Origin of the sequence: Halosimplex carlsbadense 2-9-1 (assembly GCF_000337455.1) — an archaeon.
Classification (GTDB): Archaea; Halobacteriota; Halobacteria; order Halobacteriales; family Haloarculaceae; genus Halosimplex; species Halosimplex carlsbadense.
The window spans coordinates 26,683-39,927 of record NZ_AOIU01000020.1; the positions used below are offsets into that span (position 1 = coordinate 26,683).

General features: G+C 62.9%; 20 protein-coding genes. 16 read left to right on the forward strand and 4 right to left on the reverse strand.

Annotated elements, in window-relative coordinates; genetic code table 11:
- Positions 1-116: 116 nt before the first annotated feature.
- Complete coding sequence (locus tag C475_RS08800) at positions 117-950, reverse strand: hypothetical protein (protein ID WP_006883461.1); 834 nt, start codon at positions 948-950, stop codon at positions 117-119.
- Between the two features lie 609 nt (positions 951-1,559).
- Between C475_RS08800 and C475_RS08805 the strand changes: the two genes are divergently transcribed.
- The 9 genes from C475_RS08805 to C475_RS08840 all read left to right on the forward strand — a co-directional run bounded on the left by C475_RS08805 (position 1,560) and on the right by C475_RS08840 (position 6,783).
- Positions 1,560-1,814, forward strand: coding sequence for a hypothetical protein (locus C475_RS08805; protein ID WP_152436365.1), 255 nt, complete (start codon positions 1,560-1,562; stop codon positions 1,812-1,814).
- A 401-nt stretch (positions 1,815-2,215) separates the two neighbouring features.
- Complete coding sequence (locus C475_RS08810) at positions 2,216-3,043, forward strand: hypothetical protein (protein WP_152436366.1); 828 nt, start codon at positions 2,216-2,218, stop codon at positions 3,041-3,043.
- 199 nt (positions 3,044-3,242) lie between these two features.
- Complete coding sequence (locus tag C475_RS08815) at positions 3,243-3,773, forward strand: hypothetical protein (RefSeq protein ID WP_006883464.1); 531 nt, start codon at positions 3,243-3,245, stop codon at positions 3,771-3,773.
- 163 nt (positions 3,774-3,936) lie between these two features.
- On the forward strand, positions 3,937-4,404 hold the full coding sequence (locus C475_RS08820; protein ID WP_006883465.1) for a hypothetical protein: 468 nt from the start codon (positions 3,937-3,939) through the stop codon (positions 4,402-4,404).
- A gap of 307 nt (positions 4,405-4,711) precedes the next feature.
- A complete protein-coding gene (locus tag C475_RS25115) occupies positions 4,712-4,840 on the forward strand; it encodes a hypothetical protein (protein WP_268869905.1) in 129 nt (42 codons plus the stop codon).
- A 53-nt stretch (positions 4,841-4,893) separates the two neighbouring features.
- Positions 4,894-5,157 (forward strand): hypothetical protein, encoded by a 264-nt coding sequence (locus tag C475_RS08825; protein ID WP_006883466.1) that lies wholly within the window; start codon positions 4,894-4,896, stop codon positions 5,155-5,157.
- Positions 5,158-5,211: 54 nt separating this feature from the next.
- Positions 5,212-5,718 (forward strand): hypothetical protein, encoded by a 507-nt coding sequence (locus C475_RS08830; protein WP_006883467.1) that lies wholly within the window; start codon positions 5,212-5,214, stop codon positions 5,716-5,718.
- A 275-nt stretch (positions 5,719-5,993) separates the two neighbouring features.
- The gene (locus C475_RS08835; protein WP_006883468.1) at positions 5,994-6,401 is read left to right on the forward strand and encodes a hypothetical protein; all 408 of its coding nucleotides are present in this window, start codon (positions 5,994-5,996) and stop codon (positions 6,399-6,401) included.
- Between the two features lie 160 nt (positions 6,402-6,561).
- On the forward strand, positions 6,562-6,783 hold the full coding sequence (locus C475_RS08840) for a hypothetical protein (RefSeq protein ID WP_006883469.1): 222 nt from the start codon (positions 6,562-6,564) through the stop codon (positions 6,781-6,783).
- Positions 6,784-7,100: 317 nt separating this feature from the next.
- Here the strand turns inward: C475_RS08840 and C475_RS25120 are convergent, their stop codons facing one another.
- On the reverse strand, positions 7,101-7,235 hold the full coding sequence (locus C475_RS25120) for a hypothetical protein (RefSeq protein ID WP_268869906.1): 135 nt from the start codon (positions 7,233-7,235) through the stop codon (positions 7,101-7,103).
- A gap of 537 nt (positions 7,236-7,772) precedes the next feature.
- Here C475_RS25120 and C475_RS08845 point away from each other — a divergent pair.
- The 5 genes from C475_RS08845 to C475_RS08865 all read left to right on the forward strand — a co-directional run bounded on the left by C475_RS08845 (position 7,773) and on the right by C475_RS08865 (position 10,729).
- Positions 7,773-8,189, forward strand: a complete 417-nt coding sequence (locus tag C475_RS08845; RefSeq protein ID WP_006883470.1) for a hypothetical protein — start codon at positions 7,773-7,775, stop codon at positions 8,187-8,189.
- A gap of 79 nt (positions 8,190-8,268) precedes the next feature.
- Positions 8,269-8,934, forward strand: a complete 666-nt coding sequence (locus C475_RS08850) for a PQQ-binding-like beta-propeller repeat protein (protein ID WP_006883471.1) — start codon at positions 8,269-8,271, stop codon at positions 8,932-8,934.
- Positions 8,935-8,988: 54 nt separating this feature from the next.
- On the forward strand, positions 8,989-9,498 hold the full coding sequence (locus tag C475_RS08855) for a hypothetical protein (RefSeq protein WP_006883472.1): 510 nt from the start codon (positions 8,989-8,991) through the stop codon (positions 9,496-9,498).
- Between the two features lie 112 nt (positions 9,499-9,610).
- The gene (locus C475_RS08860) at positions 9,611-10,231 is read left to right on the forward strand and encodes a hypothetical protein (protein ID WP_152436367.1); all 621 of its coding nucleotides are present in this window, start codon (positions 9,611-9,613) and stop codon (positions 10,229-10,231) included.
- A 90-nt stretch (positions 10,232-10,321) separates the two neighbouring features.
- Positions 10,322-10,729, forward strand: coding sequence for a hypothetical protein (locus tag C475_RS08865; protein ID WP_006883474.1), 408 nt, complete (start codon positions 10,322-10,324; stop codon positions 10,727-10,729).
- Positions 10,730-10,895: 166 nt separating this feature from the next.
- On the opposite strand, the gene C475_RS08870 is transcribed toward C475_RS08865, so the two are convergent.
- A complete protein-coding gene (locus C475_RS08870) occupies positions 10,896-11,831 on the reverse strand; it encodes a hypothetical protein (RefSeq protein WP_006883475.1) in 936 nt (311 codons plus the stop codon).
- Between the two features lie 49 nt (positions 11,832-11,880).
- Complete coding sequence (locus C475_RS08875; protein ID WP_006883476.1) at positions 11,881-12,129, reverse strand: hypothetical protein; 249 nt, start codon at positions 12,127-12,129, stop codon at positions 11,881-11,883.
- Between the two features lie 181 nt (positions 12,130-12,310).
- Between C475_RS08875 and C475_RS08880 the strand changes: the two genes are divergently transcribed.
- On the forward strand, positions 12,311-12,814 hold the full coding sequence (locus tag C475_RS08880; protein WP_006883477.1) for a hypothetical protein: 504 nt from the start codon (positions 12,311-12,313) through the stop codon (positions 12,812-12,814).
- 25 nt (positions 12,815-12,839) lie between these two features.
- Positions 12,840-13,076, forward strand: a complete 237-nt coding sequence (locus tag C475_RS08885; protein ID WP_049930362.1) for a hypothetical protein — start codon at positions 12,840-12,842, stop codon at positions 13,074-13,076.
- The last annotated feature ends 169 nt before the right edge of the window (positions 13,077-13,245 follow it).

The window sequence follows — 13,245 nt, forward strand, 5'->3', positions numbered from 1 at the left end:
CACTCTCACCCTGTACGCCAGCGTGGTCTACATCCTCCTCAACCGCACACCATACTAGACACACCCCCATCGTTTCCGATGAAAAACCACCCGGCGCGCCGGCGACGGCGGGTCGGTTACAGGCCGAACAAGTCACGGTACTCCTCCGGCACGCTCCACCCCGACATCTTGCCGTCGCGCCATTCTACGAACCGGTCGTACACTTCGACGCGCTCCCGCAACCGCAGCTCCTCCAATCGGTTGAGGCGCTGATGCACGCTGGCATCCATCCGCGTCACCGCGCCCAACTCTTGCTGGATTTTGCTAATCACGTCGTTCATCCGATCCTGCTTCTCTTCGAGTTCGTCCAGTCGTTCCGCGTTCCCCTGCACCTCTGCCTCGAGGTCGTCCACCCGCTCTTCCAGCGTACTGACCCGACTGTCCAACTCTCCGATGTACAGATTCTCAATCTGGTTATCGACGTAGTTCTCCGTCGCGTAGTCGTCTTTGGCGCGGCTGATGAACTTACTGTGCTCCGTGATCGTGTCGCCACGACCGTCCACAACCTGTTCCGCCTGTTCGACGCGCTGCTCCAAGCCGTCCACGTAGTCCTGCATCCGACGGAACTCCTCCACCAAGTCCGACGCAGGCACGACGTCGACCATCGCCCCCACGTTGCCGTCGACGAACTCCCGGCCCTCATCGGTCAACCCGTACAGATGAGCGTTCTTCCGGTCACCGCTGCGCTCACGCTCACCGACCTTCTCCACCAGCCCCAGCCGGTTCAGCTTCCCCACGTCGTTCGCCGTCCGCTTCACGCGGTGGTGGACGCGGCCACGGTACTCTTCGCGGTCACCCATCTCCTCAGCGATCTTCCCGGTCGTCATTCCCCCGTCCTCCTGTCGGAGGATCCGGAGCGTGGACTGACTGATTTCGTCGATCGATTCGCCTTCGAATGTCACTTCTGGCATACTTTCGCACCGCGGGTCTACCCGATACTGACGTAAAATCATATCGCAAAACCGACATTATTTGATGTCAGAGAACCGGCGACGACTATACCCAATTGGCCCCCGGGCAAATTGAAATCACAGGAACAGGCTCATTCTCCAAGTGGAGACCCGCGTGACAAGAGAGGGGGGCAGGGAAGCCCCACCGGGACAGGACAGGACTCCCATTGCAAGCAAGGAAGGGGAACCCACCTCTGCAGGAAGGTAGGGGAACCCTGTCTCCCGCAGAGAGGGTAGGGGGCCATACCACTCTACAGGAAGGCAGGAACCCGGTCATCCGCAGGGATAGGCTGATTCCCCCAAGGAGGGGAGCGGAACCCCACCGGGGTTCCGCGACCACGCGAATGGCAGGGAAACCAACCCCTTTGCGGGAATCCGGGATGCGGGCAGACGGCGCGGGATGTGTGACAGCTCCCGCAAAGAGAGGGTCGAGGCCGGGACAGACGGCGGCGACGCTGACGGAATCCGTGGCGGGAGACGGCGACCCCGGCCCGTCTACGTGGACGCAGAGGACTGGACTTCCCTCAAGAGGAGTGGAAGACGACGTGTCGCGTCCGCTGGGAGGCCGCAGTGAACGCCGGCGGCGGTGATTTGACGGCACAGGCGGCCGAACACGTGGGTATGGAGACGGTCGAACGCGCGAAACGGGTGAGCAGACGGCACGGGGCGTGGCTGGCGGTCGCCATCGCCCTGTACGTCGTGCTGATGGTGCCAGAGATCGTCGAGAAGGGAGTGCCGGGGTGGTTGGCTGTCGGGGGCGCCGCTCCCGCGGTGGTCGTGATTCTGGTGGGGTTGCCGGAGGACGTCCGACGGTTGCGGCGTTAGTCAGGATGACGGCGTGGCGGGAGACGGCGCTTGTTTCGCAGTGGATTGGGGCGGAATACCCTGTAGTCCTCCCGTGAGACAGGCGAAAACAGGCAGTACGGGCAGACGGCAGACGCCGGCGTGAACGACTCCAGCACGCGCAAGACGCGGACTGGCGACGGTGGCGGCGCGGATGCGTGGGCGCGTGCAGGTGGCTGCTGGCCGGTCGCTGATGGTTCGTGGCCGATTGGACGGTGTGGATCGTGACGGCTGTCAGGCGGGCGTGAGCGGCTGCTGGCCGTTGGTGGGTCTTACCTAACCAACGGACGGGATTGTTCGAGTGTTTGGTAAGATAGGCGGGCTGCCAGACACCCACTTCTGGTTAACGTTTAAATCAAATCGGCCCTGATCATCTAGTGCTGATGGCAGACGAACAGGCCAGTCTTGACCGATTTGTGACCGACGGAGGTGACACCACCAACGACACGAATACTGACGCGACAGACGGCGGAGATGCTGACGGCGATGCTGTGGAGCGAACAGCGAACGCGACCGACATCACGATGCCGGCGGCGTTTGAGGAGCTGACGTACGAAGTCGAGGAGTGGGAGAAAAGCCACAGTACGTGGCGGACGGACTACGGGACGACGGACGAAATCACCGGCTTCCCCACCGACGTCGGCGGAGAGCGGGAGATCGCGCACAAGGTGATCCACCGGTCGGACGCCGTGCCGATGACGTACCGGAGCACGGGGCGTCGGGAGGGCACGCACGGCGTCGACGTCGACGAACTGGAGGGCGTGGGCGTCAGGGACGGTGACTGCGTGACGGCGGCCCGCGTGCTGGCCGCCCTCGAGGACGATGACTGCCGGGAGATCGTGGACGCCTTCGAGGAGCGCGTGGAGGAGTGGCGTGAGCGCAAAGCCGCGGAAGAGCGGTTCAGTGTACGGATTAAAAAGATGTGGACGGAGGGATCCGGTGATGGCGGCACGGGGAAGGCGACGTTCGCGCTCACGGACGCGGAGACGGGACGGGAGTATGAGCTGATCGCGCTGAATCACGTGGATATGGGGTGCGTGATCGAGGGCAAGGGCAACCGGGAGTACGACCTACCTGACGCGGCGGTGACGTACATCCGCAAGTACAGTGGCGTGCCGACGGGGCACCTGCAGACGCTGGCTGACTGGCCCGGTCACGATGGCGGGAGTCGGGGTGCGCCCCGGCATCCGCGCGGTCGAGGCGGGTACTGACGCCCCTACACGGGCTCCACGCCCGGTTTCCCCAGCGTTCTAACACGTCGTGCCCACCAGTTCAGGCCGCCGCCGTCGGTGGGTGGTAGGGAAAGTTGTCGACAGGGCGTGCTTTACAGGTTGACACGACGGGGTGATGGGCGGGATCCGGCGGCGATGAAGACGTATCCCGGTCACGCCCTGACTGACGGACGCGGAAATGGAAGATGCACTCTACACCGTGCGGATCGTGGACGTGAAGCAGTACGGCGGGCGGAATCGTCACGCTCTGCTCCAAGCTGATATGGACGCTCAGCGGGCGCGTGTGCGGGCGTTGGAGGCCGTCCTTGGCCGCCGTGACGTACAGGGCGTCGACGGAGTCGAAGTCTCAGAACACGTCGATACGTGGGCGTACGAAGGCGGTGAACGGCTGGCGTGGGAGGATGTCGTCGAACTGCTGCCCGCCGGCGACGATGAAGCGGTCGACGTCCGGGAGCGCGTCCAGCAGATGGCTGACGGGCTGGCGGCCGGCCGTGACGACGTCGAGGCGGAGGCCGCCCGCGTGGCGGAGGGAGCGGGGACGGTGCAGGCCGACGTCGTCGTCCGGGACTTCCGTGGTGAAGCGGTCGCGGAGGACGTGCTGGTCATCTGGTACGATTACACGGAGAGGGAGTGGGATGCGCCCACGGAGTACGATCTCGAAATCAGTCGTGCCATCAGCGGGGCGTTGGCCGGGATCGACGTAGAGTGACGCCGGGGATGGGAGTACCGGTGGCGGGTTGATGGCCTGTTTTCGCGTCGTTACCCACCGGAACAGCCTGTAGTCCTCCGCGTTGGCTGTCTCACTTGACTACCCACAATCACCCACTTCTGATAAATCTTTAAGTTAATCAGGCTCCTACGTTCGGGTGCAGATGAGCGAAACGGCCTACCAAGGCTTCGAGAGGTACCCAATCAACCGCGAAAACAACCGCCACATCCCCGCAGCGGGCCGACGCTACGTGATGATGCATTCGTTCGAGATCGAGGCCGTCGCCGCCGACACCGACATCCCCGAAGACGACCTCCGTCGCGTCATCTACGCGATGGGCCGCCGCATCCCGCACCAAGAGATCGTCGAAAACCCGACGGACGCCGCGTACTACGGCGCGGACTACGTAATCGACATCGACCGGGAGTACCGCGACCTCATCCGCGAAGTGGTCGAGGCCGAAGCCGACGTCGGCCACCTCGAGTACGTTGATGGAGCGGTGGACGGCGACTTGGCCTGCCGCAAGGTCGTGGACGCCGCCCTCGACGTGTGCCGCAAGCACGACCAAGCCGGTTCCGGCGCGACGCCCCGCGTGATGGCCCTCCGCGCCGCCACGATCCATCCCGCCTAATCGGGCGGAGTTCCAGCCCGCCGTGGCTGCCCCGGATCGGTTTCCTCTTCAACATTCCTGACTGCTTAGAGTGAACTCCACGCTACGCATAGCCTCTGTCCCGGCTGTATCGTGTTGGGCTGGTTCTCTGCGTGAGTTCCGTGTGGGAATTGTGGGCTGCACAGGAGTAGTGCTGTTAGATTAATTCCGGGAGTAAGACCCTCTCCCGGACGCGGACGGATCTCTGCCCCATCAGTACCACCCCCACTAACTGCCCACTTTCGATAAAGGTTTAAGTCAATCACTCCCCTACTACCGGGTGGAAGCAATGAAGATGACCGCACTGACCCTGACCGTGATGCTCACCTTCGCCGCCGCGGCGCTGAACGCGCCCGCTGCCGTCGTCGGCCTCACGGCCGCCACCGGCGCTCACGTTGCCGCCTCTGACGACCGATAACGCTGCTGGCACCGTCCCCGCAACCAACCCATCCACACAACCCCCCTCCAACAATGACAACCGACTTCGAAATCCCCGAAACGCACGACATCAAACAGACCGCCAGCCGATACGACCTCCGCGACTACGACCCGTGCGTCGCCACGCGCGTCGAGGACGGGCTATACGTCGCTCAAATCGGCTCCGCGTCCGTCGCCTTCACCAGCGTCGAACGCCACGACTACGGCCTCATCCTCCGCTTCAACAACGACGACGCCGCCGTACTCCGACACTGGGAGGACGCGCTCGAAGGCGACCTCCCCGGCGACGGAGAGTAACCCACTCTTGCTTAATTCTTAAACCAGTGTGGCTGTTAGCGTCGGCTGCGGAAAGTGGCACAACTCCAACTAATCGCGACCCCTGAACTGCCCTACAACCAACTCATCGTCGAAACCGAAGACGGCCCCAGCCACCAGTACACCTACCGGTTGCGCGCCGTCCGTGACGTCGAGGACGGATACGCACCGATCGACGACCCCACGCCGGCCGTCCGCCGCGCCGTCCGGGAGAGCGACTACCAGTACGTCCCCCGCGACGACGTGACGGAGTGCCGGATCCTCCCCGACGGTGACCGACAGCCGGTTGCCGCATACTACCGCGACGACCGGCCCCGGAACATCGTCGAGCCGGTCGACCGCCCCGAAGACGAACTAGGCGACATCGCTGCCGACATCGCCAACGTGGACGCGCACGCAATTCACGTCCTCAACCACCACTACCTCCCCGAACAGGGCATCGTCACGGTCTGGTTCACGCCGATCCGGATCGTCGACGACGCGAATGCGAAGAAGTCTGACGGCCGCTACCGGGTGGAAATCCCGGCAGAAGTCGCGGTGTAGCCCGCTATAGCCCGCTTTCTGCGTGACGCCCGCCGTTCGAGTCTCCCGCCCGTTAGGTAAGAACGGTGTTTCACCGGCGTTTACCCCATTAACAGCCATCTAATGTTTGGTAAGATTACCCTCCCCCTCTAACTATCCACTTCCGATAAAGGTTTAAGTCAATTAGTCCCCTACTACCGTGTGCAATGAGTCAGACTGACTCCCGCCNCCCTCCCCCTCTAACTATCCACTTCCGATAAAGGTTTAAGTCAATTAGTCCCCTACTACCGTGTGCAATGAGTCAGACTGACTCCCGCCCCGAAGCACCCGTCAACCAGCTCCCCGACGTCCAGCAGAAGCTCTCCAACATCGCCGTGAAGCAGGAAGCCGCCCTCGACCTCCGAATGCACGCCTCTGGCGGTTCGAGCACGGAACTGCGCCTGTACCAGCACCCCGCTGGATGGGTCATCGCCCAGCGCGACACCAGTTCGTTCAGCTCCGGCGACTGGACGATTACGCACACCGGCGCGCGTCTTGACGTGTCCGCCGGCCGCCACACGGCAGAGCAGGACGCCGACCGGTTCGAGGAACTCCTCCGCAACATCCGCACTTGCCTCGAACCGCAGTACCGGAGCACTGCCGGTGCCGCCGCCGTCGTGACGTACGCGGACTGGGGAGAGTTCACCGTCCGCGTCCGGGACTAACCCCTCCCGGTTTCGCGTGACACCCCGGTTCATTCCGCGTCAGCCGCCCCACGGCGGCGGGCGTGGAGTGACTGGGGCACGCGCCGCCCTGTGGCCGTGGCGGCCCCCAGACGGCCACCGGGACGCCCCGGCGCCCGCATCCCGCCGGCCGCGTTCGAATATGACCGACCGCACCGACACCGATACGGAGGACGATACTGATGCTGGTTGTGAGATTTGCGGCAGTACCGAATTCCTAACGCCTCAATCAATCACGATCGCCGGAGAGCTCACGCTGCCCGTCATCCTGTGCTGCGACTGCGCCGACCGGATCGAGGACGGGGAGATCGACACCGTCCACGACATCGCTGAGGAGATCGTCGAGAACAGAACGGACGGGTGACGTCCGCAGTCCACGCCCTCATTCCAGTTTTCGCACGGCCTACCCCCGGAACAGCCCGTAGTCCAGTCCGACTGCCGGTTCGGGCCATTCGACAGCCGCGACGCCGGACACGCATATCGCCGGTATTCGACACGCCAGACGCCGGAAGAGGAGTTTGCTGGAACTCCCGTCGGGACTGACGGTCGGGAGCGTCCGTGCCAGCAGAACGTAGCGTGGTGAGTACGGGGCGTTGACGCGGAACCGCGACGTCCGGTGCAACGAAAACCACGGGACGGCAGAAACAACACCCTCCCTCCATTGCGTCCAGTGCAACTCAGTCAGGTGATACTCACACGCGTGCGCACGCGTGTGAGCCAGCCGCCGTGCCCGCTGGTCGACGCGGGGTAGACGTCATGGTCTGCCTCGAGGTCGTCGATCGGTTCGACGACGACCGTCGTCGTCCCTGCAGCCACGTCGGTTCCCGCCGCTTTGCCGCATATCACCCATCCACCACCCACCCTCTCTCCCGAAAGAGTTATAATAATATCTAGTACTTGAATAGAAGAATGAAGACGGGGGAGGGGTGGCTGCTGGCGTCCGTCACCGACGCCGTCCCCGACATCGACCGCGACGTCCGCGTTGACCGCGCTCGAACACGTCGTGCTGCGGCGTGATGGCTCCGTCGTGAGGTTGCCGTCGTGCCCACGGCGCCGTCGACGGCGTTCGTGCCGCACGACGCCCCTACGCGGCGTGATTGTTGGGCGCGACTCCCGATTTCCCTTCCTCGATGACCAGTCACATCCACCCACCCCACCCCCACCCCCTTACTGTTGAGTATTGCACTGGACGCAATGGAGGGAGGGTGTTCGATCTGCCGTCCCGCGATTATGATTGCACCGGACGCGACGGTTGGGGTGTTGACCGCCATCCGATGACCACTTCCGGTTAAGGCTTAAACCAGCAAAAGGGCTAGTGTTGTAGTGATGACAGATACAGCACAGACGGCAGCGATGGTCGTGGTCGACCGGGACGCCGTCCTCGACGCGCTCGAAGACAACGTCTACGCGAACCGGCAGAACCTCAGCACCCGCCCATACGTCGTGGCTGACGGCGATGATGACGTGGTCGAAGGGGAGATCGACACGCGGGAGATCAGCGACGCACAAGACGGGAGTGAGGAGCTAGTCGTCCGGGTCACCCGGCTGGTGGACTGGTCGCGCGTGTCCGGGTCGTACCCGCGACGCGACGTCGTCTGGTGTGAGGTCGAGATGGAGACAGACGGATTGCCGTCGGATGATGAAGTCGACCGGGAGTTGAAGCGACGGATCGATGAGTGGCGGGCGGAGATCCGGGAGGCGTTGGCGGAGACGGTCACGTCCGATGGCCGGGAGTTCGAGATCACGTTCGACGCGGATGATTCGCTATGACGCTGTCGTGTTGTTCTGGGAGCCGTGCCCGGTGGCGGGGAGCACTTTTCCCCCTCAAATATTAACTATCTGATACAATATGCTACCCGATGGATCGCTTGACAAGGGTACCGTGGCCGCGTTTGTGGTGGGAGTCGTTGTGCTGGCCGGCATCGGAGTGTTCGCTGCGGGCTACACCACGTCCCCGTCGACCGACACAGGCGGTTCGGTCGTGATCGAACCGTCGTCACACAGCAAAGGCACACTGGTGGAGGTGTTCGACGCCCGAACATTAGAGGTAGAGTGGGCCCGCAACGTGGAGCAGTACGACTACGACGGCGGTGACGGCATCGTTGTCGTTGACACAGTGCCTGTTGGAGAGGATCCGATCACGTATGCGCCGCACGTGCTCAGGCTGGATGCGTCCACGGGAGAGGTAATGTGGGCGGTCGAGCAGGATGCTGAGGCCGTCGTAGCCACGTCGGACGGTGGTGCCGTCGCCGTCGATAGGTTCCGCGCGGCGGAGGGTGAGCAACGCGTCCGGGTCGTTCGGTTCGACGATTCGGGTGCGGTGCAGTGGGAGCACGTGTTGAGACAGGGGCGCGTCGGCAGCGCTGCGATGGTTGATGGTACGGTGGTTGTGTCCGTTCTATCTGAGTCGGCGGACGCGCAGCAGAGTCACGTGTACGCGATTGACGACGCCGGTGGGGACGTTGTAGAGTCGCGGAGGATGGTGGTGGGTGATTCGGTTGATGAGTTGGAGTAGTCTGACCCCCAATCGGGTCAGGTATTTATTATCTGATACAATACGTTCTCTTGTATGTCAGAAAATAGACAGGATAGGATTCCGACCGACCGTGAGACGCTGCAGGCCCTCTGGGTTCGCGCCGTGGCCTTCATCGGCGGCTGGTACCTCTTCCAAGGAGGTGCCCGCGCCATCTTCGTCTTCCCGTTCGAAGCAGTGACGACGAAGTACCTCACCCACGCGGCCAACTACTGGCCGTCCGTTATCGGCGGGCTCTTCGACGTGCTTCTCCCGCACGCCGGCGTGCTGGCCCCGCTGAATGGCTTCGGCACGCTGCTTGCCGGGCTGGCCCTGATGGCCGGTGCCGCGCTCCGGTTCACGCTCCCGGTCAGCGGCCTGCTGATGTTCCTCTACTGGATGATTTCGATGCCGTACGATGTCGCGGTCTTCCTCGACAAGCACTGGTTCCTGATCTTCCTGCTGGCCGGCGTCGCCGTGTACGCGGACGACCTCCGGTACACGGTGGACGGCTGGCTCAAGGAGCGGTTCCCGGACAGTCGCATCGTCGACGCAATCACCCTGTGACGGCGGCGTTGGTTTCCTGACGCCTTCTTTCGAGTTGCGTAGTCGTGGAGATGGATGAGGCTAGGATGTAGTATTGGGTAAGTGATAAGAAGGGCGGAGATTTATTATTTATTTGATGACAATAACCGTTGACGACGTCATCATCGGCCTTCGCGATCGAGAGGTAGATGTCGAAGAGGAAGCCGCTGACCGCGCGAAACGCATTCAGACGGAACTCCAAGCAATCGACTACCGCCCCGCTGCTGACCCGGAACTAGTCGCGGCCGGCGCCGTGTACGCGGCGTTCCTTCGTCGCGACCGTGTATCCGGATACAGCCACGGGTTGCTTTCTGCGGTCGCCCACGCCGCTGGCGGCGACGTGGACGCGGACGGTGTATGGCGGACGACCCGACGGATGACCGGAGCACTCCGCGTTTCCGATGTACTGGATCGCCTGAGCGCGTACGGTACCCCCGTCCCCGAACAGCTCCGCGACCTGTCGTTCGAGGTGTATCGTGAGGTTGACGCGGACGTCGCCGGAGAGAATCGCAGTCTGCCGCACACTCACGACGCCGTGTACGCGGCGGTCGTGTACACGGCCGCCCGCACCCATTCCAACGTCCCGGTCACGATCCGCGACATCGTGCTGGCGACGGGCACCCGTCGTGACCGCGTGTCGCTGCTGACCGACCGGATCACCGACCGGCTAGACCTGACGCTGGCGGTGGATGACCCCGACGCACACGTCCGCTGACAGGCAGAGGAGCTCGAAGCCCCGGAACAGGTACGGGAGCGCGCGATCGCCCTCCTCGACGAACTAGACGCCGGGAGTCGGACGCCGCGCGTGGCCGCAGCCGCTGCGCTGTATCTTGCCGGGCAGGAGTTCGACCCTGACCAGTACACTACCCGCCGTATCTGCGACGTGGTCGACGTGTCCAAGCCGTCGCTGACCAGTCTGACGTCGGAAGCGTGGGGTGAGGTCGGTGTCGTGCGGCGTCGCATCCTCCGCGTCGTCCAGCGGGCCGCGGACGCGGTCGGGGATGACGGTGCCGTGGAGCAGGTTGAGGACGTGCTGGACGAACACGGCGTGGAGTGGATCGGACGGATGGAGCCGGACACGGCTGCCGTGTTGCTGTACTACTGGTGTACGGACACGGATGCCGCCGCCGCCCGTATTGCGGACGCCGCTGATTGCTCTGCGGCCGTCTTTCGGAACCGGGATCGCCTTCCCGTCTCAGACGTGGCCGGGTGACTGGCGTATAGTCTTACCAACGCGCACCGCTGTATGGGGGTTATTCTTCAAAACGTTAGGTAAGACCACGGACGCGGTGGTAGTGAACACTCTCAGTGAACGACGTTCACCCTCAGGAAACAGACAGAGCGGGAGAAACCAGTCGTCGGGAGCGGTCGTCAGCGCGTTAGATGTGGCCGTTCTCTTCGAGCCACGCGACGTTTTCGTCGACGATCTCCCGCACGTCGGCGGGGACGTTCTTTCGTTCGAACCGGTTATCCCGCCAGTCCTCCGCCAGACTGCACATCCGGTCGAACGCTTCGTCGCTGTCGACGCCGTTGATCTGGCTACTGAAGTACCACTCCTTGACGCTGATGTCCGCGTCCGCGTTGGCGTGTTCGCTGAACGTGCGCTTACTGTCTAGATCCACGATACTGGCGTTCCCGTTCTCATCGACGACCATATTCTCCGCGTGCATCCCCTCAACACCGGTGAGGGCGGCCGCCGCCATCGTGTCGTGGACACCGTCCCGTTGTTCCTCAGAAAGCGCCACCCCATCCTCGAGGCCGGCGTGGTTCCCAGCTTCCGCCAGCGATTCCCCGGCCACTTCCTCCCGGACGACGTATTCGCCGTTCGGCACCTGTTCACCTAGGTGGTCGTCTTCCGGGGTCTTTTCGACGATCGCGGAGCGGCCGGCGTCGCCGCCCAGCGCCTCGATTGCCTGTGAGCGGTCGACGACGCGGGTGCGGACTTCCTCTGCGTCGACGAAGTAGTCGTCAACGCGGGTGACGTACCGGCGGCTGCCGTCAGTCTGCGCGGCGACCTTGACGTGCTGGCGGCTCTCCTGTCCGTAGTCGCTGATTTCGGATCCGACGAAGGTGTCAGCGGCCCAGTCCCCACCATCGTCACCGTCCTTGATCATATCCTCCGTGAGCGCGTCCAAGCCCTCCCAACCGGTCTCCATCTCCACGCCGGAATCGCCGGCGTCTGCGTCACCGTTGGCGTCGTCGGGGAGCTGGACTTGACTGCTGTCGACGTTGTGGTCACGGGCTTCATACTCCCCGCGACCTGCAGTCGCTGCTGACTCACTGTCGCTGTCGTTTCGCTTGTGCTTGCGTGGCATCGGTGATGGTTGAGAAGTGGGACTGTGGTGTCCAGTCCCGTGAAGGAGGCTATTCGGCGTGCGGTTCGAGGTCGACGTCAGGGTGAACGGTCACGTCAGCGTCGAGGTGGGCGACTTCGTCAGGGCGGAACGCTACGACGGGGTATTTGTCCCATCGCTGGTGCAGCTGGTCTTCGTCAAGGGCCTGCCACTTGGGATCGGGGAGGAGGACACGCACCCGCTTGTTCACGGGTTGGCCGTCCTCGATCCGGCCGATGTACTGCAGGCCGTCGTCGCGGTGTCGGTACACTTCGAGCATCTGTGTCTAGTAATAGTTTCTTGATTGACATAACAATTATCCGAAAATGGGTTCGCAGTCGACAGAGGTGCAATCAGATTAGAGTGGCCGTCAACAGGCACATAACCATAAGCATATTCTTAAGAATAAGCACCCGGTCGCGGGAATGGGATTTACCACTACATCCCGGATCCACCACGTAATGCAGGCCCTTGACCGACTACGCGACCATCCCCGCTCCCAGATCGATCGTGAGCCGCCAAAGACGGAGTTCGTAGAGGTCAGCTGTATCCTGCTCAGGGAAGCCCTCGAACACGGGATTGTCAAGCGGGTGCTGTTCTGCCCTGTTCCCCACAGTCAGTATGTTATCGGTGCCTTCTATCCAGATTCACGGGAGCTGTATTTCGATCCTCACTTGGCCGTTGGCAGCTGGGACGCGGCCGCGACGATGACACACGAACTAGGCCACGCCATTGACCGGTGGACGGGTTGCAGTATTAGTGACAATCACTCCGGGGAGACGTCGGAATTGTTCAAGCGCGAAGACACGGCCAACCTCTATGCTGTGATGGCCGATCCGGAGTACCAACGCCAGCACCCGGAACAGGTACGGTGGTTCTGCGACCTCCTCGACGAACACGGCGTCCCCGACGTACTCCAGCCGGATTACGCAATCCCGGCGACCGCCCGCGTGGAGAACCGATAAACGTCGCCTGTGCTGATGTCCTGATATGGCTACGACGTGCGGGTTGTGTGGTGCTGAAACGGACGTGACATCGTCGTCGGAACTGGAAGGCGCGATCGAACTGGACACTGGGATCCATAGGATTGTCGTGGAAGCAGTCGTCTGCAGGTCGTGTCGCGTCGACGTCGAAAATGGGGAATTGCGGGTATCGCAACTGGCCGGTCGGGTGCTTTCCGACGGCCTTGACCACGATGTCGAACCCCGCGTCCGGTTCCGGGAGTAGGCCGTCGCGGCAGCCGTCTTACCTAACCGCAGAGTTCGACGTGTTTGGTAAGACCCCGGTGGCGGGCAGCCCCTATACGTCTAATCCCACATACATAATCACGATGTCAGATGAACAGGACTGCCCGGTTTGCGGCGGCCAGCACGCCGGCCGGGTAGAGCATCGAATC